The sequence below is a fragment of the Psychrobacillus sp. OK032 genome, from assembly GCF_900111345.1.
GTDB lineage: Bacteria > Bacillota > Bacilli > Bacillales_A > Planococcaceae > Psychrobacillus.
In genome coordinates, this window is record NZ_FOGY01000006.1 from 252,839 (window position 1) to 278,401 (window position 25,563).

23 protein-coding genes are annotated in these 25,563 nt (G+C 37.5%); 14 read left to right on the plus strand and 9 right to left on the minus strand.

Annotation, left to right across the window (positions count from 1 at the left end; genetic code table 11):
• Positions 1-5: 5 nt before the first annotated feature.
• From BMZ04_RS13625 to BMZ04_RS13670, 10 genes are all read left to right on the plus strand, one after another.
• Complete coding sequence (locus tag BMZ04_RS13625; RefSeq protein ID WP_093271619.1) at positions 6-1,901, plus strand: AMP-binding protein; 1,896 nt, start codon at positions 6-8, stop codon at positions 1,899-1,901.
• A 2-nt stretch (positions 1,902-1,903) separates the two neighbouring features.
• Entirely contained in the window at positions 1,904-2,788 is an 885-nt protein-coding gene (locus BMZ04_RS13630) for a branched-chain amino acid ABC transporter permease (protein ID WP_093271624.1), read from the plus strand.
• A 4-nt stretch (positions 2,789-2,792) separates the two neighbouring features.
• Positions 2,793-3,854, plus strand: coding sequence for a branched-chain amino acid ABC transporter permease (locus BMZ04_RS13635; RefSeq protein ID WP_093271628.1), 1,062 nt, complete (start codon positions 2,793-2,795; stop codon positions 3,852-3,854).
• 33 nt (positions 3,855-3,887) lie between these two features.
• Positions 3,888-5,111 carry an ABC transporter substrate-binding protein gene (locus BMZ04_RS13640; protein ID WP_093271634.1) on the plus strand — a complete coding sequence of 408 codons (1,224 nt, stop codon included), beginning with the start codon at positions 3,888-3,890 and terminating at the stop codon, positions 5,109-5,111.
• Between the two features lie 41 nt (positions 5,112-5,152).
• Positions 5,153-5,941 carry an ABC transporter ATP-binding protein gene (locus BMZ04_RS13645; protein ID WP_093271639.1) on the plus strand — a complete coding sequence of 263 codons (789 nt, stop codon included), beginning with the start codon at positions 5,153-5,155 and terminating at the stop codon, positions 5,939-5,941.
• Positions 5,942-6,264: 323 nt separating this feature from the next.
• Positions 6,265-7,032 carry a LysM peptidoglycan-binding and 3D domain-containing protein gene (locus BMZ04_RS13650; protein WP_093271644.1) on the plus strand — a complete coding sequence of 256 codons (768 nt, stop codon included), beginning with the start codon at positions 6,265-6,267 and terminating at the stop codon, positions 7,030-7,032.
• Between the two features lie 887 nt (positions 7,033-7,919).
• Positions 7,920-9,512 (plus strand): ATP-binding protein, encoded by a 1,593-nt coding sequence (locus BMZ04_RS13655; RefSeq protein ID WP_255367917.1) that lies wholly within the window; start codon positions 7,920-7,922, stop codon positions 9,510-9,512.
• 15 nt (positions 9,513-9,527) lie between these two features.
• Positions 9,528-10,232 (plus strand): response regulator, encoded by a 705-nt coding sequence (locus BMZ04_RS13660; RefSeq protein ID WP_093271651.1) that lies wholly within the window; start codon positions 9,528-9,530, stop codon positions 10,230-10,232.
• Positions 10,233-10,591: 359 nt separating this feature from the next.
• Positions 10,592-11,914, plus strand: a complete 1,323-nt coding sequence (locus BMZ04_RS13665; RefSeq protein WP_093271656.1) for a CitMHS family transporter — start codon at positions 10,592-10,594, stop codon at positions 11,912-11,914.
• A gap of 442 nt (positions 11,915-12,356) precedes the next feature.
• Positions 12,357-12,998 (plus strand): SIMPL domain-containing protein, encoded by a 642-nt coding sequence (locus tag BMZ04_RS13670; protein ID WP_093271659.1) that lies wholly within the window; start codon positions 12,357-12,359, stop codon positions 12,996-12,998.
• Between the two features lie 74 nt (positions 12,999-13,072).
• Here the strand turns inward: BMZ04_RS13670 and BMZ04_RS13675 are convergent, their stop codons facing one another.
• The 4 genes from BMZ04_RS13675 to BMZ04_RS13690 form a co-directional block, all read right to left on the minus strand.
• A complete protein-coding gene (locus tag BMZ04_RS13675; RefSeq protein WP_177184442.1) occupies positions 13,073-13,639 on the minus strand; it encodes a PepSY domain-containing protein in 567 nt (188 codons plus the stop codon).
• Positions 13,640-14,176: 537 nt separating this feature from the next.
• Entirely contained in the window at positions 14,177-14,743 is a 567-nt protein-coding gene (locus tag BMZ04_RS13680; protein WP_177184443.1) for a PepSY domain-containing protein, read from the minus strand.
• An 80-nt stretch (positions 14,744-14,823) separates the two neighbouring features.
• Positions 14,824-16,188, minus strand: coding sequence for a sensor histidine kinase (locus tag BMZ04_RS13685; protein WP_093271674.1), 1,365 nt, complete (start codon positions 16,186-16,188; stop codon positions 14,824-14,826).
• Positions 16,185-16,883 (minus strand): response regulator transcription factor, encoded by a 699-nt coding sequence (locus BMZ04_RS13690; RefSeq protein WP_093271679.1) that lies wholly within the window; start codon positions 16,881-16,883, stop codon positions 16,185-16,187. Before BMZ04_RS13690 ends, BMZ04_RS13685 begins: the two co-directional genes overlap by 4 nt.
• A 356-nt stretch (positions 16,884-17,239) precedes the next feature.
• On the opposite strand from BMZ04_RS13690, the gene BMZ04_RS13695 reads away from it, so the two are divergent.
• The 4 genes from BMZ04_RS13695 (at position 17,240) to BMZ04_RS13710 (ending at position 20,196) form a co-directional block, all read left to right on the plus strand.
• Positions 17,240-17,881 carry a YIP1 family protein gene (locus BMZ04_RS13695; protein WP_177184444.1) on the plus strand — a complete coding sequence of 214 codons (642 nt, stop codon included), beginning with the start codon at positions 17,240-17,242 and terminating at the stop codon, positions 17,879-17,881.
• Positions 17,882-17,972: 91 nt separating this feature from the next.
• Positions 17,973-18,665: a Type 1 glutamine amidotransferase-like domain-containing protein gene (locus BMZ04_RS13700; protein WP_093271691.1), complete on the plus strand. Its 693-nt coding sequence runs from the start codon at positions 17,973-17,975 to the stop codon at positions 18,663-18,665.
• Positions 18,666-18,755: 90 nt separating this feature from the next.
• A complete protein-coding gene (locus BMZ04_RS13705; RefSeq protein WP_093271696.1) occupies positions 18,756-19,958 on the plus strand; it encodes an MFS transporter in 1,203 nt (400 codons plus the stop codon).
• Positions 19,959-20,001: 43 nt separating this feature from the next.
• Positions 20,002-20,196 carry a hypothetical protein gene (locus tag BMZ04_RS13710; RefSeq protein WP_093271699.1) on the plus strand — a complete coding sequence of 65 codons (195 nt, stop codon included), beginning with the start codon at positions 20,002-20,004 and terminating at the stop codon, positions 20,194-20,196.
• A gap of 78 nt (positions 20,197-20,274) precedes the next feature.
• Here BMZ04_RS13710 and BMZ04_RS13715 read toward each other — a convergent pair whose 3' ends face one another.
• Genes BMZ04_RS13715 through BMZ04_RS13735 form a run of 5 tightly spaced genes read right to left on the minus strand, consistent with a single transcriptional unit; the run spans position 20,275 to position 25,563 of the window.
• Positions 20,275-20,853, minus strand: a complete 579-nt coding sequence (locus BMZ04_RS13715; protein WP_093271704.1) for a TerD family protein — start codon at positions 20,851-20,853, stop codon at positions 20,275-20,277.
• A gap of 58 nt (positions 20,854-20,911) precedes the next feature.
• Positions 20,912-21,988, minus strand: coding sequence for a toxic anion resistance protein (locus BMZ04_RS13720; RefSeq protein WP_093271707.1), 1,077 nt, complete (start codon positions 21,986-21,988; stop codon positions 20,912-20,914).
• Positions 21,989-22,006: 18 nt separating this feature from the next.
• Positions 22,007-23,620, minus strand: a complete 1,614-nt coding sequence (locus BMZ04_RS13725; protein ID WP_093271710.1) for a YceG family protein — start codon at positions 23,618-23,620, stop codon at positions 22,007-22,009.
• Positions 23,621-23,644: 24 nt separating this feature from the next.
• Positions 23,645-24,451, minus strand: coding sequence for an HAD family hydrolase (locus tag BMZ04_RS13730; protein ID WP_093271713.1), 807 nt, complete (start codon positions 24,449-24,451; stop codon positions 23,645-23,647).
• Positions 24,448-25,563 carry a cysteine protease StiP family protein gene (locus BMZ04_RS13735; protein ID WP_093271716.1) on the minus strand — a complete coding sequence of 372 codons (1,116 nt, stop codon included), beginning with the start codon at positions 25,561-25,563 and terminating at the stop codon, positions 24,448-24,450. The genes BMZ04_RS13730 and BMZ04_RS13735 overlap by 4 nt, the downstream gene beginning before the upstream one ends.

The following is a 25,563-nucleotide window of genomic DNA, read 5'->3' on the forward strand; positions in this document are numbered from 1 at the left end:
CAAAAATGGGGTCAAAAAATACATTACCTAATCTTTTAGCGGAGCGTGCGTCTAAGCACGAACACGAAATTGCACTCAGGCAAAAACATCTTGGAATATGGAACGAAATCACATGGGGTGACTATTTTAAAAAAGTAGAGCAATTGTCCATATCGCTTGCTAAAAGGCTGGATTTTAAAAGTGGTGAAAAACTTGCGATCATAGGGGAAAATCGACCACAGTGGCTCTATTCACAAATGGCTGCCCAAAGTTTGGGTGGCATATCGGTTGGAATTTATCAAGAGTCGCTTCCAGAACAGCTTGTCTATTATTTAAACGACTGTCAAGCACGTATCGTTGTAGTGGAGGATCAGGAGCAGGTAGATAAATTGCTTGAAATCGAAGAAGAAATTCCACTTGTCGAACATATTATTTTTTACAATAAACAAGGAATGCGCCATTATAAGCATTCGAAGCTAATAGACTTTGAGGACTTATTAGATCATGGAACTAGTTTAATAGAAGATAATCATCAATTTATTAAAGAAAAATTAGCGCAGAGACTAGGAAACGATTATGCAATGGTTGCCTATAGCGCTGCAACAACTGGAAAACCAAAAGGGGTATTACTTACACATGAAAGTTTAATAGAGGCCGCAAAAAGCCTTACGATGGTAGATAAAATGGAAAACAAGGACGATTATTTTTCCTTTTTACCTCTCTCTTGGATTCACGAGCAAGTGATAAGTAGTGTTATTCCTTTAACAACTGGAATCGTGGTAAATTTTCCGGAAAAGCCACATACCGTTATCGGTGATTTACGCGAAATAGGTCCCAATACACTGCTAGCACCACCAAGAGTTTACCAAAAGATCATGTCTGATTTTACGATAAGAATGGAAGGGTCGAGTTGGTTTAAGAAAAAAGTCTACCAAACTTTTAAAAAGATTGGTGACAAAATGGCCCAAGCGAAGTTAAAGAAACAAACTCTTTCGTATGGAGAGAAATTCATGTATCAACTTGGTGATCTCCTTATTTTCAGTGCAATTCGAGATCATCTTGGATTATCTCGAATAAAAAGGGCGTACATTGCCGGAGCGGCACTTGAGGCCGAGGCTTTTCATTTCTTTCATAGTATTGGAGTCAATATAAAACAAACGTATGGTGGGACAGAATTAGCCGGAATTGCATTTGTTCAGCATGATAACGATATTAATGTGGAGAGTGCGGGTGTTCCTCTGCCTGGAACGGAAGTAAGAATTGGAGAAGATGGAGCTATTTATGTAAGAAATTCCTCTATTTCTACGGAATATTTACATGAGGAAGATCGCGAAACAAAGATCGACGGTTGGATTACTCTTGGTGATTGTGGGCGCTTAGGAACAGATGGACATCTTTATATGCTTGATCGCGGAGAGGATATTATAAAGGACCAAAATGATAAACTCATTTATCCGAGAATAGTAGAAAGTAAATTGAAAACAAGTCCGTATATCCAAGAGGCTGTTTGCTTCGGTAAGGATAAGCCTTATATGACCGCTATTTTGAATATTGACTTGAATAGCGTTGGCCGCTGGGCGGATAAAAACAGAATTGTTTATACGGAGTATTCTGATTTAGCGAGAAATGCCCAAGTTGTAGAGTTTATTGAACAACAAGTTACTGGGTTAATGGGTCAAATACCAGCTTATGCACGAGTGAAAAAGTTTACTATTTTACACAAAAAGTTTACTGCGGATGATGGTGAACTCACACGTACATTAAAAGTAAGAAGGAAGTTCATCGAGGATAAGTATCAAATGCTTATAAATGGTATGTATTCTGAGACACAAAAAGTGACGATGACTAATTTTGAAAAAGAATCTATAGGGGAGATTAGTTTGCAGGTCATTCAATTGAACATGAAACAGGGGGTGGCATAAACATGACATTTTTTCTTCAAATGCTCGTAACAGGAGTGGTAGTCGGAAGTATTTATGGACTTGTCGCATTAGGATTCGTTCTAATTTACAGAGCAAGCGGTGCATTGAATTTGGCGAATGGGGAATTCGTTATTATTGGACCTTATATCTGTTTAATCTTAATGACTGCTTATAAAATTCCGTTCTTCTATGCGCTAATTATAACGCTTGTCTTTAGCGCTGTTCTTGGATTAGTTGTAGAGAGGCTGGTTATTAGACCTATACAAAATGCACCTGTTGTATCGGTCATTATGGCCACCATAGGATTGTCGAGCTTACTAGGCGGAGCAGTGCATATGATTTGGGGTCATCAGACACGTACATTTCCGCCGGTTTTTCCACAAACCCCTATTAATATTGCGGGAGTCATTATTACTCCTGTTTATCTTTGGTCATTTATAGTGGTAGTTTTTCTACTAGTCATTTTTTCTCTCTTCTTCAAGTTTTCTAAAATGGGGATTGCTATGAGAGCAGTTGCAGATGATCGTCAAGCAGCACTATCCATGGGGATGAGTGTGAAATACGTCTATGCTGCAACTTGGATGATTGCTGCGGTTGTAGCTGCTGTTGGGGGAGTGCTACTTGGTAACATAAATGGTCTAAGTCCTACCATGTCCGCAATAGGTTTAACGGTTTTACCTGTCGTTATTCTAGGTGGCCTCGATAGTGTTCTAGGAGCAATTATTGGTGGATTTATCATTGGTATTCTTCAAAACTTAGCTGGAGGATATTTGGACCCTCTTGTAGGAGGGGGACTAAAGGATGTTGTACCGTTTGTCATTGTCCTCCTTATATTGATGTTAAAACCACATGGATTATTTGGTAGTCGAAGAATCGAGAGGGTGTGATAGATTGCGTAATTTATTTGTAAGGGAAAGCGGGAATTATAAAACTTCCTATAGTGACGATATGAAGTTGTTTGGGACTACTGGAGCTAAAGTCAAAGCCCTACTCATTGTGCTTATCGTTCTCACACTTCCTCTTGTGGCGTCCAATTATTGGATAGGACTGTTCACATTATGTGCAATTGCTTCTGTGGGGGCGATCGGTCTTAATATTTTGACCGGCTTAACGGGTCAAATATCGATTGGAGTAGGAGCCTTTCTAGGGGTTGGAGGTTATACTTCGGCAATATTGACGTCCACTTATGGTTTAAGTTTTTGGATTGCATTGCCAATAGCAGGAATCGTAACGGCACTAATAGGCGGTCTATTTGGTATTCCTTCATTACGCTTAAATGGCTTGTACCTAGCAATTGCCACCCTAGCTGCACAAGTCATTATTCTGTTTGTTATTAGTAGGTGGGACAGTTTAACAGGTGGAACGGCAGGAATGGTCCTTAACCGACCTACAATTGGGGAATTTTCTTTATCAAGTAATACAGGTTATTACTATTTATGTGCAATTATTCTTTTATTAACCATATTATATGCAACAAATCTGTTAAGAACACGAACTGGTAGAGCTTTTTTAGCGGTCCGTGATCGTGATATTGCAGCACAAATTATGGGGATTAATCTTTTCAAATATAAAGTAATGGCATTCGCTATAAGTTCCTTTTTTGTAGGAATTGCTGGTGCGTTATTAGCACATTATACGATGATTGTTAGCCCAGAACTTTATAATTTTCATGTGTCAATAGAATATTTGGCTATGATCTTAATCGGAGGCTTAGGTAGTATATTTGGTTCGATTTTGGGAGCTTTCTTTATCACACTTTTGCCGGTTAGTTTAAGTTCAATGATTGACGTTTTAGCTGCTTTTGCACCAGATTTGTACCAACTGCTTTCCGCTTTTAAGGACTTTGTATTTGGTGCAGTAATTATTTTGTTTTTAATATTTGAACCAGGTGGGTTAGCTCATATTTGGATAAATATGAAGAAGTACTTTAGACTATGGCCGTTTTCCTATTAGTAAAACGCGTTTTAAAAACAGAGGGGGATATTCATGAAAATTAGAAAAAGTATGTATACAAGCTTATTAATGGGAATAATGTTCGTTTTATTGCTTGGTGCGTGTTCAGATGAAAAAGTAGCGGTAAACGGAGAAGTGGAAAATGGCGCTAGAACAGTTGTAATTGGTGGACTTTATGATATTACTGGGGGAACTGGTGATGTCGGAACGCCTTACGCAGAAGGGGAGCAAGCATATTTCAAGTATTTAAAGAGTAAAGGTGGAGTAGAAGGTCTTAACATTGAATTGACAGGAAAAGACTATGCATATGAAATTCCTCAAGCGCAAAAAATTTATCAGGAACTTCGTGATAAGGAAAAGGTTTCTGCTGTACTTGGTTGGGGAACTGGTGATACGGAAGCTTTACGTCAACAAGTAGCTAGTGATAAGCTACCATACTTTTCTGCTTCCTACTCGGAAAACTTAAAGAGTCTAGAGGAAAGTCCGTATAACTTTTTGGCTGCCGCGTCTTACTCAGACCAAGGGCGCTCCATTTTGAAATGGATTAAAGATAATCATAAAGGATCTGATCCAACAGTAGCGCTATTATACAATGATACTGCATTTGGACGTTCGCCGATTGAAGATATTAAAGCATATGGTGAGGAAATAGGTGTGAAAATTGTTGATGAGCAAATCGTTGATGTGCGAGCAACAGAAGCACAATCTCAATTATTAAATATGCAAAAGAAAAATCCTGACTATGCCATTATTCAAGAAACATGGGGAGCAACAGCAACAATTCTAAAAGATGCTAATACGCTTGGAATTGAAACGCAATTCATCGGTTTGAACTGGGCATCTGGTGAAGGAGTAATTGATATTGTTGGTGCTGATATTGCTGAAGGATATATAGGGATTCTTTCACATGCGATGCCATCAGAAGATCTTCCAGGAATGGCTGAAATAAAAGAGTATTTAGATTCAGAAGGAAAGACGCTCGAAGACATAAATCAGAAATTTATTCAAGGATGGACAACTGCAAAAATTTTAGTAGCGGGGATCCAAGAAGCAGCTAAAAAACATCCGGATGGTGATTTAACAGGGGAAGAAATTCGTTTAGGTCTGGAGTCTTTAAAGGATTTGGATCTTGGTGGTTTAGGAGCTCCTGTAAGCTTTAGTGCAGATAGCCATACAGGTACTGAACAGACACGTCTTGGCATTGTAAAAGATGGGAAATGGGAGCCATTGACTGATTATTTCAGCCATAAAGATTAATGAAGAATTAAATAACTAATTTTGGTGGAGAGGAGAATAAGATGCTCCATGTAAATAATATTGAAGCGGTATATTCGAAAATAATATTAGCCTTGAAAGGGATGTCGCTTCACGTACCAGAGGGGAAGATTGTTACGTTGTTAGGTAGCAATGGGGCAGGGAAATCGACTACTTTAAAGTCGATTTCCGGGCTGCTTTCCGGCGACGGTGGACAAATCACGGCTGGTACAATTGAGTTTCAGGGAAAAAATTTGAACAATATTACGCCTGATGTAATTGTAAAGAATGGCATATTCCTTTGTATGGAAGGACGGCATGTATTTAGAGATTTAACAGTCGAGGAAAATTTAATGGCGGGGGCTTATTCACGTAAGGATCGTTCCAATATTAAAGCGGATATGGAAAAGATATTTGTCTATTTTCCGAAACTAAAAGCTTTACGCTCAAGAAAAGCAGGTTACTTATCTGGTGGAGAGCAACAAATGCTTGCAATCGGTAGGGGAATTATGGCAAAACCAAAGCTATTGTTACTGGATGAACCATCTTTGGGGATTGCACCGTTACTTGTAAAAGAGATTTTCCAAATCATTAAAAGAATCAATCAAGAAGAGGGTACTTCTATGTTAGTAGTGGAGCAAAATGCCCATGTTGCCTTATCTATTGCCGACTACGGTTATATTATGGAGAATGGTAGGGTCGTCATGCAAGGAAATGCGGACTATCTATTATCAAATGAAGAGGTTCGCGAGCATTATTTAGGTATAGGAAAAGAGGAAAAGAACTATAAGGAGAATAAAGTATATAGACGTAGACAAAGGGTAGTATGGTAATCTCATTTAACTAAACTTGGAAAGAGGGGTATGGGATTAAACTATTAATAGAAATCAAGAAACACTTCAAATGAATGTAAAGTACCAGGTCACAACGGAATATTATAGTGCCTGGTAACTTTCTTTTTGAATCCCATTTAATAACTTCAATGGGATTGTTTTTAGTGGATTGAAACTTTATAAAGGTCAATTTAGATTACAATTGTTTCAAGATGAAGAATTTCGTCATTTAATTGATATCTCCTTCTCACAATTCTGCAATAGTATTGACATCTTTAGATGTTAGACTAAGTAGCGTTAGTGAAAAGGAGGAAATTCATTTTATGAAAAAACAAATTGTTGCGCTAACGGTAATTGCAGCACTATCAGTAGGAGCAGCGGGACAAGCATCCGCATCAAGCGTTCATACGGTAGAAAAAGGAGATACACTCTGGTCTATTTCAAAAGAGATGAATGTAACTGTGCAAGATTTACAATCATGGAATGGACTTGACTCAACTGTTATATATCCATCTCAAGAGTTAAAAATAGAAGAGATGCTTGAAACACATATCGTTGTTTTGGGAGATACTCTTTTCGATATTGCCAAACAACATAATCTTTCTGTGGATGAGTTAATGGAGCGCAATCAACTTACTAGTGAATTAATCCACCCAGGAGATGAATTAGTAATTGAAGGAACTAAAAAGGTTGTACATAAAGTAAGTGCGGCATCTTTACCAAGCGTAAATGTATCTAATACGACAGCTAAAACTTCGGCACCTGTTGCGGCTAAAACATCAGCACCTGTAGCATCGACAGCAAAAGAACTGACTGTTACTTCAACCGCTTATACAGCAACTTGTGAAGGATGCACAGGTATAACAGCGACAGGGATTGACTTACTTGCAAACCCAGACCAAAAAGTTATATCTGTAGACCCTTCAGTTATTCCACTAGGTTCAAAAGTATGGGTAGAAGGCTATGGTGAAGCAATTGCTGGAGATACTGGTGGGGCGATTAAAGGAAATAAAATAGATATTTTCATACCATCAAAAGAAGATGCGATTAATTGGGGTAGGAAAACCGTAAAAATAAAAATTTTAGATTAAGATAAGATGTAAAAGGTGGGTCCTAGCACTCATCTTTTTTTGTGTTTTAGGAAATTATCAAATACAAGGTATGTGGATCTTTCTCTGCACAACCAACGTAAGCTATGCCTCTTTACAGGAATAATGCGACGTAAGGAAGTTACCGCTGCAGGGCGAACTCTTACCGCGGGGTGAGCGATGAGCCATCACCGCCACTTGCGCGTACGATGAGATTGCTCATCTGTCTCAACAGAGGAACGAAGGTTAAGATCGCCACATCAAAAGGAAGGCAATCTAAGTTCTCCGCTTCCTGCGGCAACGATTGCATGACCCACATCCTGTGGGCCTCAACTCCCTCGTGACCATCATCCTGCTGGCCTCATCTGGAGTCGCCGCCCTTCCGCTCCAATCCACGAAAATTGCTAGCTAATCTGAGTCACTGTTTTATATTCAATCTTAAGTAGTATTTCTTGAAAATAAAATCCAATAAATGGTTGAAAAAGACATAATATGCTGTGAACGCGACAAACTACCTTCCGAACACGACAAAACACATTTCGAAAGCGACAAAATGGCCTAGAGGCGATGTTATATTGCGGAAAAATTGAATTTTACTAAGTCACTGGTAGTTGGATGTTGATAAATATAATGCTCTATTCGATGTGACTATTAATTAGCCGGCAGCTTTTTAAGAAGCAGTATTCCTATATTGCACAAACAATCCTTTGTGGGTAGCTCCAGTAAACAAAATACACTTAAAGTCCACTTACACTTTTTTTGTTAGATAAAAAGTGTTCCTATTCCATACATTGAAGAAACGAGATACAAACTATATAATAACTGGATAGGCTTTAACACTATCTCTATTAATGATATCGAAGGCGAGCAGTGAGTTTATGGGTGTTTCAATGAAAAAATCACGAGTGACGTTATTGACACAAATGACGTTACTTATAATAGTTGTTGTTTTAATCAGCACATTGTTAGTAAGCATACTTTTTTCTACGATGCTCGATGATATTGTGGAAAACAATATGGGAAAACAAGCGATGACTGTGGCAAAACTAACTGCACAAAATCCTACGATTATTGAAGCATTTGGAGACGAAGATCCATCCAAGCGCATTCAAATAATTTCAGAAACAATACGTAAAACAACCGGAGCAGATTACGTAACAGTTGCGAATGATAAAGGGATACGTTATTCGCATCCTAATCCTGAAAATATCGGAAAACCAACCGTTACGAGTAACGATGCGTCCCTTCGTGAGCACAAATCCATTATTTACAGAGGTAACGGGATATCAGGTCCGGCCATAAAAGCAAAAACACCAATTTGGAACGATAAAGGAGAAGTTATCGGCGTCTCTTCTGTTGGATTTTTAGTAAATAGCATAGAGCAACAAGTACTAAATTATAAAAAGAATGTTATTCAATTAGCTATTATTCCGCTTTTAATAGGAATAGGTGGTGCAATATTAATAGCACGAAGGTTAAAAAAACTGACCTACGGATTAGAACCAGGGGAGATATCCTTTCTTTTTACAGAAAAAGAAGCAACGCTGGAATCCATTCGCGATGCAACGATTACCGTGAACATCGAGAAGAAAATTACATCTATGAATAGACGAGCACGTGAATTATTCCAGGATCAGCAGCTTATTGTGGGTTCAATTATTGCAGACAACCAATTAGAGAACTATATTAATGAAGCAATCAAAACAAAAGAAAGTTATACAAGTAGAAAGCTGTTGCTTAACCAACAACTTTATGTTTTGGATGCTTCTCCAATATTAAGCAAGCAAGATCTGATGGGGGTTGTTTTAACGTTAAGAACAGTGTCAGAAATTGAACGATTGACCGAAGAATTCTCGAAAATAAAAACTTTCTCCGAAAACATGAGAGCCCAAAATCATGAATTTTTGAATAAATTAAACACGATTTATGGGTTGCTCATTTTGAAAGAATATGACCGTGCGATTAACATCGTCTCTTCGGAAGTGAGTGAACGACAAAATATTGTTTCTTTCCTTATGGAGTCTGTAAAAGATCCTTTAATCGCGGCCTGCTTGCTTGGTAAAATGAATCGTTCAAAAGAAATTCAAGTCACATTGGAAATTGATCCTGATAGTCGATTGGATAGCGTCTTAGATAATGCAGAGTCGAATCATTTTGTCCCAATAATAGGTAATATTATAGACAATGCAATGGAAGCAGCAAGAAAAAAGAACGAGCATAAAGGCTTAGTCAAAGTTTCTTTTACTGATTTAGGAAAAGAAATCATTTTTGATATCGAAGATAATGGTCCGGGCGTTCCTATAATGATGGAGGATATAATTTTCCAAGAAGGATACACGACTAAAAGTGGAGAAAACCATGGGCTTGGACTGGCTATTGTGAAAAGTTCCATCGGATTATTGAATGGACAGATCTATGTCGATAAAAGTCAATTAGGTGGAGCTAGATTTACCATTATTATTCCACAAAAACAGTTGTCTTAAAAAGGATGTGTAAATATGTCGAAAGAGACGATAAATGTCATTATTGTCGAAGATGATGAAGATGCAGTGAATATTTATAAGCAGTTTACTAATCAACTCGATCATTTTAATGTCATTGCTACAGCTAGTTCAGGAAGTCAAACGTTACAATTATTAAAAGTTGTTCAACCCCAGTTACTACTGCTTGATGTATATTTGCCTGATATGAATGGAATTGAGCTGCTTCGGGAAATTCGGAAAGAGTATCGTGGCATCGATGTTATTATGATTACCGCAGCAAATGACACCAAAACTGTTAGCGAAGCGATTCGGGGTGGAGCCTTCGGTTATCTTATAAAGCCCATCATCATTGATAAGTTTATCGCCACATTAAAGCAATACGATGAAGTAAGAGAACAATTACATCTAAACGCATTGGTAAATCAGGCAAATATAGATGATTTATTCCGTTCGAACAATAAAGTAGAGTCAGTATCTGGTACTAAACAAGTTACTTATCCAAAAGGAATCGATAAGCATACTTTGAAGTTAGTTCGAAATAAAATCCGGTACACGAGTGAAAGTTTAAGTGCAGATGAATTTAGTCAACTAGTTGGGATAAGCTATTCAACAATTCGACGCTATTTGGAATATTTGGTTTCATTGGAAGAAATGGAAGTAGAAGTTCTATACGGAAGCGTCGGAAGACCGGAGAGAAAATATAAAAGGCTCATCAAATAAACCCCTGTTAATGAACCGTTTCATACGTTCCTTAACAGGGGTTTTTACATACTTACTACTCTGGCATAACTTCACAATAAAAAGGAATCTTGCGATTTATGGACTTCAATTTGCGATTCTCGACGTTGATCTTGCGATTCTTCGCCAGCGGAAAGCTTCAGAAAATAGTCGTGAAAAATATGAAAAAAATAATAACAATAAAAAAAATACCAATTATTATTTTTTTATATGTTAAATAATTCATAGCTGATAAGATAATAAAAATTAGAAAAATCCAAGAAAGCGCTATCATTTAGTTCGGACGATGGGGATGTTAAATGACAGCGAGGACGTTTTCAAAAGTAATGGGGGGTTAATATATGTTATCAATATTAGGTTTTTCGATGGTCGCAGTATTTATGTATTTAATCATGTCGAAGCGACTTTCAGCATTAGTAGCTATTATGATAGTTCCAATTATATTTGGGATTATAGGTGGATTCCTAACAGATTTAGGACCAATGATGGCAGCTGGTGTAGAAAAAGTTTCAATGACGGCTATTATGATTTTATTTGCTATTTTATATTTTGGAATAATGATTGATACGGGTCTATTTGATCCTTTAATCGCTAAAATATTACAGGTAGTAAAAGGGGATCCTTTAAAAATTGTTGTCGGGACTGCTGTACTTTCTATGATGGTAGCGTTAGATGGAGATGGAACAACTACTTATATCATCACCGTATCTTCGTTGCTACCACTCTATAAAAGACTTGGTATGAATCGTCTAGTTTTAGCAACAGTAGCTATGTTATCTATGGGAGTTATGAATATGACACCATGGGGCGGAGCATCTGCGATGGCTATGGCATCATTAGGACTAGATTCTTCGGAATTGTTCATCCCAATGATTCCGGTAATGGGAATCGGTCTTGTTTGGGTTATTGTAGCAGCTTTAATGTTAGGAAAAATGGAACGAAAAAGACTTGGTGTTATTGAACTAGAACCTATTCAAAAATCTGGGGGGAGTCAGTTCGATGCAAACCCAGAGCTAGCTGCAACAACTGAGGTTCCGCATTATAAACGACCAAAACTTGTTTGGTTCAACTTAGGATTAACGATTTTACTGATGGTTTGCCTAATCCTTGACTTCATGTCTTTAGCTATCTTGTTTATGATTGCTTTTGCAATAGCATTGCTTGTCAACTATCCGGATTTAAAACTTCAACAAGAACGTATTGCGGTGCATTCTAAAAATGCGCTAGCCGTTGTATCAATTGTTATTGCAGCAGGTATTTTCACTGGAATTATGAGTGGTACTGAAATGATTGATGCGATGGCAAAGACATTAGTTGCCATTATTCCTGATGCACTAGGACCATATTTGACGGTTATCGTTGCATTTCTTAGTGCACCTTTTACGTTCTTCATGTCCAACAATGCATTCTATTTTGGTGTTTTACCGATTATTTCGCAAGCTGCCGAAGCATATGGTGTTAGTGCAGTAGAAATAGGGCGTGCGTCGTTAATTGGTCAACCGATTCATGTACTAAGTCCTTTAGTTGCAGCAGCACATTTATTAATTGGCTTAGTTGAAACGGAGTTCGGTGATTTACAACGTTTTGCATTAAAATGGGCTTTTGGAACAGTTGTTGTGATGACAGTCGGAGCGTTAGTATTAGGTGTTATTACAATTGGATAATACGAAAAAGACGATGAATCAAAAAGATTCGTCGTCTTTTTTTAAAGGATAAGAAAGTATAAATTTTTTTACTTAGTGTTGATCTAGCTCCATCGCCTTGCTCCTACGCACAGCTCGTCGCAGAAGAACGTTGCTAAGAAGGGACATTTCCTTCATATCTTCTTCGCTTGATGATCCTGGTGAATAACGATAATACAACGTGTTATTCTGCATCTTCATTCTTTCTCTTCTCTTAAAAGGAAAAAATTCGTCACGCTCCCCTCAGTTGAAAGCTCACTTAAGATAATTCTTTTTTCCGGTATAACTGTACATACTAGTTGTAGTATAAACCTGAATCGTTTGAAATTAATGTGTCGCTTCTTTGCTTTATTGAGGGGGTATTATGTTTCTATAACTAGGAGCATAGAATAATTAGTAAGAACAATACGAAAGGGGCAATTTAATGTATTTTTCGAGCGTTCCATATCCTCCCATGCGGTTCATCACAGTGACGGGGAATGGAAAAGTTGACGTACAACCAAACTATGTGCAACTCCAGCTAGGAGTAAGTACTGAGGATAAAAATTTAAGTGTAGCACAACAAGAAAATGCCAACACGATGAACCAAGTCATTCAGTCTATTATAGCGTTGGGCATTCCTAGAGAAGATATTCAAACTTCGGCTTATAACATAGTACCAAATTATGACTATGTAGAGGGAAGACAAGTTTTTCGAGGGTATGAAGTGAGGAATGCGATTACTATAAAAGTAACAGACACTAGTCAAGTTGGTACTGTTATTGATACTGCTGTGCAAAACGGTGCAAATCGTGTTTCATCTGTGCAGTTTAGAATCGATGATCCGAACCCATATTACCAACAAGCGCTTCGTCTAGCTCTCCAAGATGCTCAAACGAAAGCAAAAACGATAGCCGAGACGATGCAATTACCTTTGCATCCACATCCGATAGAAATTGTGGAGGAGAGTCAGACCCCACCGATAGCATTTAAGTCCGTCGCCATGGCCGAACAAAGTTTTACGACTCCAATTGAACAAGGGCAAATCACGATTAGTGCAACGGTTAGGGTTAAGTTTCAATACTGAATAACAAGAAAGCTTAAGATTAAAAAACCCATCTGTATGATTCGGATGGGTTATTTGGTGACTATCTAATATTTTTAGTCATTATCATTGTCGTCATCAAGTTCTAACTCAAGTACTTTACCATTAGTAGCGTCGATTGTAATTTCAGCTTTCCCTTTATTTGTACGGAGTTCTATTTCATATTCATATTTATTGTCATCTTCATCTAATTCGAATTCAGTCACTTTGCCGTTAACTTGTTTTTTTGCAATAGCAATAGCTTCTTTTTCAGTGATAAGTGTTTTATTAGCTAAAGCTGCTTTTTTATCATCATCGTTATCATCATGATCGTCCCAGTCCAGTTCAAGCACTTTGCCGGTTGAAGCATCGATAGTAATGTCGTAATCTCCTTTAGCATTTCGGAGGTCTAATTCATATTCATATCTTCCATCATCGGAATCTAACTCAATTTCAACAACTTCTCCATTTACTTGTTTTTTTGCAATAGCAATGGCTTCTTTTTCAGTGATAAGTGAGTTTGTACTAGGCTCGATCTGTATGCTTTCTAATTTTCCTTCATCTTCTTGTGCATATGCATGAATTCCGACAGCACCGCTTACTAAAAGAGTAGTTGCTAACGAACCAATAAATAATTTTTTCATCATTTAATTCCTCCTAAGTTTGTTTTGTCTTACAGTTAATACTATAACCAGACTAAACTAGAGGACGGGGAAAGAAAGGTTAAAATTTGGAGAGAATTAGAATAAAAATTTTAACTTCATTCAGCAAATGTTTACTTGCGATAAGCTTGCGTGGGAGTAGAAGTCTCTCACTTCTATAGATGGTGAGATGAATGCAAAGCAGGTATACAATTCAGTGGGGTCCACAAACCTCTGGGCTGAATATTTAGGAACTCTCGATGAATCGCCGCGTCTTGCGGCAACGATTGCTTGACGCTGTGGGCCTCAACGCCTGAGTGACCAACATCTTGTTGGGCCAAAGTCTTCGGCGAATGCCACAGATTTTAGTGGATCTAATGGCGCACTGTTTTCTGCGGAGCTGAACGAAGAGAAGTGGAAGCAATGTTTTTCTTGCGGAGCTGAACAAAGTGAAGCGGAAGCAAATTCGCCGAGTCGTATTTGCTCTAAATTAAAAAACCGGATTCAATCCTAATTAGGTGAACCCGGTGTTTATATTCATTAGTCATCCCAATTGACTGATTTCACTTCCCCTGTGTAAGCATCAACTTGGACAACCGCTTCACGATCATCTTCACCGTTCTCGATTTCTACTTCTACTAGGTAATATGGTGTTTGACCAGGTAATTGGTAAAACTCTGTATCATCCATATCGGCCGTTCCCTTAAGATGATTGGCTGCTATCTCTACCGCTTCTGGTGCTGTTATTACGCTGATTTCAGTAGTTTCTTTTGTAGGTGCTATGTCTTCTTTTGGTGGTTGCTGAGGTGCTTCTTCGACGGGCTTCTCTGCTTTTTCTGTTTGTACTAAGGATTTTACATCACCACTTTTTGCGTCTATTTTAATGACGTATAACCCAGTATCGAGCTTCATTTCTATTTGATATTCAGTTTCCGTCTTTTTTGTCTTGATGATATCTCCTGGATACTTTTCCAGAACAACCGAATTCGCTTCTTCTTCTGTTATGTCCTTTGCCGATATAGAAGGGACCAGCCATTGGAAACTGAAGATTAAACAAACAATAAGGAGAATGATTCCTACCGGCCATATCCATTTCTTATTCTTCATATATATCACTCCATGTAACAATTTGTTAGGCATAGTATATAACCTGAAAGTAAGAAAATGATGAGAAATAGGTAATTATTTTAACTAATTTCTGTTTGTTTGAAAAAAAGTATAATAGTTGTTCCGCGGTTTTCTAAACTATTAAGTTCCATTCGTATACCAATTGCATCGGCTATTTGCTTTGCCATCGTAAGTCCTAATCCTGACCCACTTTGTTTTCTACTTCTTGCTTGGTCGACACGGTAAAAACGGTCAAACACATGAGGTAAATCATGCTTTGGAATTCCCATTCCTTTATCTTCAATTTGGATATATGTCTCGTCGGATGCTTGGCCGACATGAATCGTAATCTGGTCCTCACTATATTTCCGAGCATTATCTAAAAAGATATAAAGTAATTGTTTCAGTTTTTGTGGATCAGTGTAACCATTTGTTATTTCGTTGCCTTCAACTAATACTTTTCGTTGATAGGTGTTTTGAAAGGTGTTTGCCGTGTTTGTCACAAGTTCTGTTACGTTTATTTGTTCCAATTGGATATTCCATTGTTCCTGTTGCCTTGCTAATTGTAATAACTGCTCTGTCAATTCCCGCATCCGCACGGCTTCAGAGTGAATGGCCTCAATAGATTCTTCAAATAAGTCAGGTCTTTCTAAACCTCTTCGTTTTAATAGGTCAGCATAGTTTTCAATGATTGTTAAAGGCGTTCTTAATTCGTGTGAAGCATTCGAGACGAATTGTTCTTGTTTTTCAAAGTTCGTCTGAAGTATATCAATCATATGATTAAATGTTTCTCCCATTTCCACCAGTTCGCTCTCCGAAGTTTTTTCTAGTTCTAGTCTTTTAAATTGAGCACTTTTTTGAATATCTTTCATCGTATCAATCATGGATCTAATTGGTAGGATTATTAAGTTACTCAAAACTCTACTAGACAGAAAAGCAGGTATCATAGCGGTAATAGTTACAACAATTAGCAAAATTCGTAGTATATTGATCATGTCATCTGTTGCCTGGATACTGCTTGTTACTTGAAGGTTTGCAACACTTCCATCATTCCAAACTACTGGGTAGGAGACAAACGTATAGCGCTTATTTTCAAGGGTGATTACTTCACTAGTTGCACCAGCTACAAAACGAGTAGGTCGTGATTTTAATGCAGCCTCGCCCTCTGAAGGGGTAGTAATTTTCTTGTTAATTGTTAAATCATTATTTAATACTCGAATCATCCCATTGACGGGAACATAAGCAAGAAGAAGTTGATCAGGTGAAATACGGTCCATAGTCTTTCCGATATCGCTTACAATCTTCTCGACATTAGCTTCTGCTCTATTGAGTTCGTTTGTCGTCATTAAATGGCTGAAAAGAAAATAAATAGAAGCGTTCATAAGTATTAATAAAACAATAAATAACACCGAAGTATATAAATTAATCTTATTTCGAAGTTTCATGTCGCATCCCTTAAGACATAGCCAACGCCTCTTACCGTATGGATGAGTGTCTGATCATAATTGGCATCAACTTTTTTACGAAGATAACGAATATATACATCGACTATTTTTGTTTCTCCATCATAATCATAGCCCCAAACCGCTTCGAGAATTTGATCGCGGTCTAAAACTTGCCGCTTATTTTTTAATAAATATAAAAGTAAGTCATATTCTTTTGGTGTTAAATCTATATCACTTTCTTGTCGAATAACTTCTCGAGTCTTCTCGTTTACCTTTAAATCACCGGCATAAAGCCACTCATCCTCTACTACAATGGATGTTGCAACTTGTTTTATTCGTAGGACTGCGCGAATTCTGGCAAGTAATTCTTCCATTCGAAAAGGTTTGGTAATATAATCATTGGCACCGAGATCAAGACCAGATACTTTGTCTTCAATTGAATCTTTTGCAGTTAACAAAATAACTGGGATGAAGGAATCTTTCAGTCGAATACGTCTAAGTAGCTCAATTCCACTCATCCCTGGCAACATTACATCTAACAATATTAAGTCCCATTGCCTAGAGAGATAGGCTTCTAGCGCATCTACACCATTTGTAGCTTTTCCTAATTGATATCCTTCATATTCTAACTCGATTTCCAGAAGTCTTAAAATTTTCACTTCATCTTCTACAAGTAGTATAGATTCTTTTGTCAATTTTCAGCACCTCACAATTATTTCCTAGCTTTATTCTAATTGAGATATGTATATAACTCAATTCAGGGTGACGACAAAAGCATTTATAAAGTCGTTATGAATAATAATAAACTTCCTAAAGGGGTGTTTTATCAAAAAAAGTATTGATTGTGGATATCTATAAGGTAAGGACCGCCACGAAGACTCCTGTGGGAACACCTTGAGGAAGGAAGGCTAAGAACGCCGCGTCAATGATAGGCAATCTAAATTTGCCACATCCTTCTCCTGCGCAAAGCGTCCATCTGGAACGGAATTGAATAAAAATGGTTACCTTGGCATATTTTAAGAGAGAAAGAAATTCACGAGGGGGGAGTAGTTTGAAAAAGGAAGAAATTGAGATACTAAATCCGTTTTTCTCCATTTGGCTTTCCACAAGAGAAACGATTCGTTATGTGCTAGATTATAAGGATTTAAGATATTCGTTAACGATAGCGGCTGTTGCAAGTATACCAAACACAATCGGTGTAATAGGCGAATGGGAAAAGAGTTATGATATTCCTTTTTGGCTAATGCTAATTGGTATTTTTGTACTTGGTCCGATATTTGGTTTAATTGGATTAGTAATTGGAGCAGCTATTTATACTTTGGTTGGAAAATGGTTTGGTGGTACTGGAAAATTTAAAGAAATGCTACAAGCTGGTGGGGTTAACATGATTCCGATAATTTGGATGACACCATACTATATAGTAGCGGCAATTATTGCCCGTAATGGATTTGCAGATATAACAATTTGGCCAGTACCTGCAGGTGTAATTGGTTGGCTGTTATTGTCCTTTTTTATCATGAGTGCATTTTCGATATGGATGGTTATCATTCAAAGTAAAGCTATTGGTGAAGTACATCAGTTTTCTAGTTGGAGAGGGTTTTCGACGTTAATTATCCCGGCGATAACTATTGGAATCATTGTGTTTATCATAACATTTATCGTTATCTTTTCGGTTTCGACAGGGGAATATTAGAAGTCATTGGGGACTTGGACTAGTTTTAGTTCAAGTCCTCTTTAATGTTATTATTATAATTAAAGTAAAGATTGCTTAGGAGGATAAAGAAATGAGACAAATTATTGCAATGGGGGGCGGCGGTTTTTCGATGGAACCGGAAAACCCGTTATTGGATCGATACATATTGAAGCAATCATCAAAAGAAAGACCGAAGATTTGTTTTATCGGAACGGCTAGTGGGGATGCAGATAGTTATATTGAAAAGTTTTATCACTTTTTTCAGCAAGAAGAATGTGAGCCGACACATTTATCTTTATTTAAACCTCCGACGCGTGATATTAAGAAATTCATTATGGAACAGGATATCTTATATGTAGGTGGAGGCAACACCAAAAACCTAATGATTCTTTGGAGAGAGTGGGAGCTAGATACAGCTATTCGACAAGCTTATAACAATGGAACAATTTTATCGGGTATTAGTGCCGGCTCGCTTTGCTGGTTTGAAGAAGGGGTGACGGATTCATACGGAGACGAACTTGAGCCTATTTCATGTCTTGGATTAATAAGCGGTAGCAATTGTCCACATTATGATGGAGAGAAAGATAGACGTCCCGCTTATCAAAAATTCATCGAAGAAGGCGTTATTGTAGCTGGTTACGCTACCGATGATGGAGTTGCGCTACATTTTGTAAATGAGAAATTAGAAGATGTAGTGAGCTCTCGTCCACAAGCATATGGATATCATGTGGATAAGGACTTAGAAACAAAGTTATCCACAACATATTTAGGTACAGAAGATTAAAAGAGGAAAGATGATTCTTGAACACATACCGAAATGTTTTGAGATAATAAAATGTGATGTGTAGTTTCAGTAAAGAGGCGATTTTTAATAATGGATTATATACAAAAAGGAACGAGAGACTTTAGAAAGACGAATTTGGCCCTGTTTGCGGCTGGGTTTATTACATTTGCTAATTTGTATAGTACACAGGCAGTGCTTCCGGAGTTTTCAAAGGAATTTCATATTTCACCGACTGTGGCGAGTTTGTCTTTGTCCCTTGCAACTTTTGCATTAGCGATCAGCCTCGTCATATTTGGATCCCTCTCAGAGGCATGGGGACGTAAAAGATTGATGACGATTTCTATTGTTTCAGCATCTGTATTAACGTTGGCAATTGCTTTTTCTCCGAGCTTTGAACTTCTGCTAGTTTTGCGGATCATTCAAGGGATTACGTTTGCGGGTCTGCCTGCTATTGCGATGGCATATTTAGGAGAAGAAATGGAGCTGAAAAGTCTCGGAGTTGCTATGGGACTTTATATAAGTGGGAATTCAGTTGGTGGATTAGCAGGGCGAATTATCATGGGAACGATGACAGATTTGTTTAGCTGGAAAGTTGGAATGATTTTTCTTGGACTACTAAGCATTACGATTAGCATTTACTTTGTTGTTGCATTGCCTAACTCCAAACATTTTGAACCGCGAAAATTACAGGTTAAAGCATTGGCCAGTTCGTTATTAGCCCATTTAAAAGATCCGGGAATGCTATGTCTTTTTGGTATTGGCTTTACATTGATGGCGGGTTTTGTTTCTTTGTATAACTATATTAGTTTTAAATTACTCGATCCCCCGTATTCGTTAAGTACTACGATTGTCGGTTGGATTTTTATTATTTATTTGGTTGGGACGTTCAGTTCTACATGGTTCGGTAGCCTTGCTGATCGTTATGGTCGCTCAAGAGTCTTGATAGCGGGTATTATCATCATGTTTGCGGGTAGTCTTATTACGCTTGATATTCATCTGGCATTAAAAATTGTTGGAATTACAATATTTACTTTTGGTTTTTTTGGTGCACATTCGATTGCGAGTGGCTGGGTGAGTCAGCGAGCAAAACATGATAAAGCACAAGCCACTTCGCTTTATTTATTCTTTTATTATTTTGGCTCGAGTATAGGTGGGACTGCTAGTGGTATTTTTTGGTCCAAGTTTGGTTGGAGTGGTGTTGTTAGCATAATCGCTTGTTTTCTTCTAGTTGCAATTGTCCTTTCAGACTGTCTTCGTCGATTTTCAGTGCATGAATTAAAACGGCTTTACTAGCCATATTATAAGTGTACGAATGAGATGAAAGGGTGGTTTTGATATGTCTTTTGAGAATTATAAAAAAGCCAGTAAATACACAAATTCGTTAAATCCGGACGCTAAAAACAAAAAGGTTAATGAAGAAATTTCGATTGAGCTAGCTGAATTTGATAGCCTGCTGCCAAAGCAAGAGCCTATGACGCCGAACCAACGTAAAGAGGGGATGGCCGCTAAAATGTACCAAGATAAAGGTTAAGTCAGGATAAAGTGAATGGGGTTATCCACAAGTCATTTTTGACGAGGGGATAGCCCCAGTTCTTTATTTCTTGTCGTTTTAGTTTAGTCCGAATTCGTTAATTAATGCAGCTAAGCCACCTTGAAAGCCGCTACCGATTGCATTAAACTTCCATTCAGTATTATGTCGGTAAATTTCACCGACTACAAGCGCTGTTTCAATGGAAAAGTCTTCACCTAAATCATAACGGACAATTTCCTCATTCGTATCTTCATTGACAATTCGAATAAAAGCATTGGAAACTTGACCAAAGTTTTGTTTGCGCACTTCTCCATCATGAATAGTAACAGTAAAAACAACTTTTTGTACGACGCTTGGTACAAGTGGTAATTTAACGAGTAACTGTTCATCATCTCCATCACCTACTCCAGTACGATTATCCCCAGTGTGGATAACTGAGCCATCTTCGCTTTGTAAGTTATTGTAAAAGATAAAGCTTTTTTCATTAAATGCTTTTCCATTCCCATCAACGATAAAAGCGGAAGCGTCTAAGTCAAAATCATTCCCACCACTGTACCGATTTGTATCCCAGCCTAATCCGACTAGGACATTTTTTAATCCTGGATTCGTTTTCGTTAAATCAATTTTTTGCCCCTTTGAAAGGTTAATAACTGACATTCTGTTTCCTCCTCATCCATTTTTAAAACGCAAAATGCGTTGACTCAGGTAAAGTTAATTATTTTCGTTGGCCATCTTCGTATTTTTTCTGTAGCTCTTCTAATCGAAGGCGACCTTGTTCTCTCATTTTACGGTTTTCTTCTTCAATTGCTTTTGTTTCGTTCATTCCACGCATAATTGTATCCCATGTTTGTTCAATAGTTTCAATTTTAATGCTCGGTTGACCAGACATTCTAGCGATATCCACACTTTGTTTCGAAATATCATTGGCATTTCGAAGAAGCATTTCATTTGTTCTACGATCTAATTCACTCATCGATTGTGCAACAAGGTTTTGTCTTTTTGCGGAAATAGCATTAATCAGACCGGTTTTAAAAATCGGAATAGTTGTTACAAAAGCAGAGTTTATCTTTCCAATTAGTTTTGTATTACCTCGTTGTAGCATTCTAATTTGCGGTGCTGATTGATACGAAACTTGTTTGGCCATTTCTAAATCATAAATTCGTTGGTCAAGTAGTTCGATCGCATTTTGTAGGCTATTTAGTTCCATTAAGACAAGCTGATCACCGGATTCTGCTTTTTGTTGTAAATTAGGAACAAGCTGTCTTAACTGATTTACTTTTAGTTCACCAGCTACAATATACTTTTCTAATTCCATAAAGTAGTTAAAGTTTTTATCGTATAGTTCCTCTAACGTAGCTGTGGAGTTTTTCATTTCTTTTTCGTATTTTGTTATTTCTACGAATACTTTATCAATCTCGCTACCCATCGTTTGGTATTTGTTAAATAACTTTTCGATAATTTTTTCACCTTGTTTAAAGATCTTTCCTAAGAAAGAAGGCTTTTCAACAAAATCTTTTTTGTCGAATTTATCCATAATTTTACCGAGTTGCTTTAAAAGTTCGCTTGATTCTTCCATGCTGCTCGATTTAATAGTACTTAGAATTTTGCCTGTAAATGTGGATATTTCATTTGCTGGTTCGCGCCCAAATTCCAAAAGTTCAATTTGGTTTTTAGGATCTATTCTAGCTACTAGCTGTAGTACTTGAGGATCTCGTTTTAATTGTGCCTTTAAATCCGTACTTTCTTCTAATAGCTTTTCTTTTTGGTCTATTGCTAACTTTTCTAGTTCCATTTCTAATTCCCCCTCATACTAACGAAATTTTTTAAAGATTTTTTGTACGACGCTCGGATTTTTAAACGGTTCATTAAAGCTACGATCATCCATCCAGTGTAAGTCAAACATACCTTCTTCTACCCATTTTTCGATATCCAGATGACCTTTAGGGTTAACAATGATAACGTCTAGCCCAAGTAAATGCATCATACATAATGCGTTAGCGTCGGCTCTACTTAACTCCGGACCATTTTCTTCATTATAGAGAAAGATGGTAGGAACGAACTGTGGATAGTCAAAAGTTTGCATTAGGCGAATGACAAAGTCCGGCAATACCATCGATTGTGCAAATGCATATAGCTGAAGATCTTCCATTGTCTCTCTTCCTTGGCGGAGTAAAATTGGATCTTCCGCATGTTTAGCTATCGCTTCTCCAATTACAGTTTGGGTTCCTATTGGTAATTTGCCGTACGTCCACCAATTAGCAGATTTCATTTTTTCGGGATCTAGTATTCCATTTGCTCCTAATGCATCTCGATAATGAAATAGCTGGTTTGTTTTTTGCTCTTTTGTGAATGGAAAATGCCGAATTACATGTGTATCTTCTCGTTCAGTTAAGGAATGCACATTATTCCAGAAGCGCTTACGATTTTTATCTATTCCCATCATTTTAGCAAACACAACAGGAATAGTTACTTGCTTATTGCTTACCTCGAAATATGGACGAATCATTGCTCTTTCTTTTGCGATTAAAAATACTTCATCTTCCGTCGTTTTTAACCTGATGGAGTTAGTGGAAAAAGATTTGAATTGGAACGGCTTATATAATCCTGAGTTTTCATGATGTAATAGTTCATTAATTTCTTGCGTTGCTTTAAATGCAACAGTTCCTGCAATTTTAGGCATTTCATCTGGCAATGGTTTTAGTTCAGTTTCTATTTTTGGAAAGCGATGGCTATGTTCTGCGTCAATTCCTAGCATTTGTTTTGGCCTAGGATCATCAGAAGGATTAAAAAGAACAACATGAAAACCGAAATTAGCTAAATAGGTAAGAAACCATTTTTCGCTCGGTGAAGAGGAGCCGTACCAAAGATAACCTGGTAGTCCTTTATTAAAATCTGCTTTCTCTAAAGCTGGTTCTACATGATTGAAAATCCACTTCACAAGATCGGTTGTAATTCTTCGATATTCATGATGAAGGGTTCCTTCCGCATAAGTAGCTTGCAGTTTTTTTAATAGATCTATGAGTGTCGTCCTAATTCTTCTATTTAGGCCAGCGTCTTTTATGGCTGGTAATAATGCATATCCATCTAAAAAGGCGACCATCCGATTTGGGGATAATCCTTTTTCTTTTCGATGCATATCGAATAATTGATTGATAGAGCGTAACCTATCTGCTGTGATTTCTTTATTTAGTCCATCAGACAGGATTGTTAACATGCCAGAAGATTCGTTTACTTGTGTATGCAGGAAAGAGAAATATTCATCTTCATCTAAGGACATACCAACGTATTGGCAAACTAATTGAGGGTAAGTTAGACGTTCCCCGTCAATAGATACTTTCGTAGGATCTCCTAAAGAATCTTTTAACCAATTTCCAGTATTGGATGAATCCCACGCGTTCATCCGTTTTGGATTTAAATTCACCATGGGTTCTCCCCCTATTCACAACTATTATAACAAATATTCACACACTTTTTTTAGTATTTCTTCACCAGCAAGCACTCCGCTATTATTTGTAACGAAAATATGAGGAGGGAGTAGCTCTCTTTGTTTAACTGCTTCACCGTGAGAGGGGATGTAGCCTTGATCAGCACTCATAACCATATCATAGTCAAGCATGGAATCACCTGCAGCAATAACAGTTTTAGCCTGTATTCTTTCTTTCACAAATTGAAGAGCCGTTGATTTATTAATACAATTTGGCATGATGTACAATTTTCTACCTTGATGGGAAAGTGTAAAACCTTGCTCATGAAAAATTTGCGAGAGATTTTCAAGTTCCTCCACTGAGAATATTTTTTCATCAATAATCATATATACAAACCAAGACTCTGCATGTAAAACGCGAAGAACGAACTCTTTTTTAACATATGCCTCTAGCTGGGGCATTACATGTTCAATCGTTGTACAATCTATCTGGAGTTGTTTTTTCACTTTGTCTGACCACTCGGTAAGAGGTTTACCATTTTCTAAAATGACAGCACCATTGGAGACAATTGCATAGGTTGGTTTTTCAGATGGTTTAAATATTCCTGTGATTCGGTTATATTGACTGGCAGTCCTTGTAGTGACAGGTACAAAAGTGATTTCGGGTGAAAGTTTATGAAAGTATTCCATTTCTTTTTTGGTCATAAAAGCAGTTGGTTTTTCGTCGACCCATTCTACAGCAGTAAGATCCTGTTCTTCGACCTCGGTACCTCTAGAGTTTTTACTGTAAATAAGTGTTCGATCTAAATCGCTCGCAAACAGGATAGTCATCGTAGATCCTCCGATTCTATCAGTCCAATGGCAAGATAAAATAACTCCGGAACAACTTCAATCGGAATATTTTTTTCCTTGCTTAACTGCAAGATATGGCGAACTGATTCGTGTTTCGTGTTGCGTACTAATATTTTATATGGTTTTCTTCTCAATAATACCCTTGTTGTTTCCCCAACACTTGGTTTTACTTTACTAATATCTAATGTGTTATAGAACTGTTTAGAGATTGCTTCTACTTCTTGCATTCCTTTCCAAGTTCTTTCATTCGTGATGGGGAATTCTGTTGCTAATTTGTTAATACTTGCTTCCAGGTCTGGAAATCGTTTAGAAATATTGTCTATAAATGCATTGGAAACATCTTCTTCTTCAAGTTCTGCATAATATTTAGCGCCGTGAAAATCACCAGCTTGATGAAGTTGATCGTTTAAAACAGTGCGACTGACAAGTCCGGAAACTGTTGAGTTTAAGCAAGCGTTTGGAATGAGGAAATCTTCCCTCGTGCCAAAAAGTGTGGCACATTCCCCTGGGTCGGTTAAAACAGCCAAATCATCATTTAAACGAAGTTGGTATGCTTCATTTAAATACTTTACTGATTTTGTTAGTTCGTTTTGAATTGCTCCTTTACCTGTCCAACCGTCTACAAACTGTATATGGCTGTTTGGGTATAGTTCCCTAATCGTTTTAACTGCTTCTACGTCGATTCCTTTTCCCCTTAGTATAGATATACTAAAATGAGGCCAATTAAGTTTCAAAAATTTATTAGCATATCTTCTCATTAATATGCCAATTGGACTTCCTGCTCGTGCAAGGGAAACGAGTATGACATCATCCGTGTTTGCGAATTTTCGTACTCGTCTTGTTAAAATGCCAACTAGTTGTGCAACATGGTCAGCAGAATCCTCCAGTGCTTGATCATAAACTTTTTTATATTCAGCAGTGGGGCGATATTCAATTGGTAAAGATTCAGCATAGTGGGACCCGTTCTTAAAAGACTTTTCCCGTGTTTCAATAGATGACTCGATTTGTACATTCGATAAATCCTTCAATAAAAACGTAATATCGTCTGGAGAATAGCTTGTTTTTACTAACTCATTCGTATGTAACTTCAT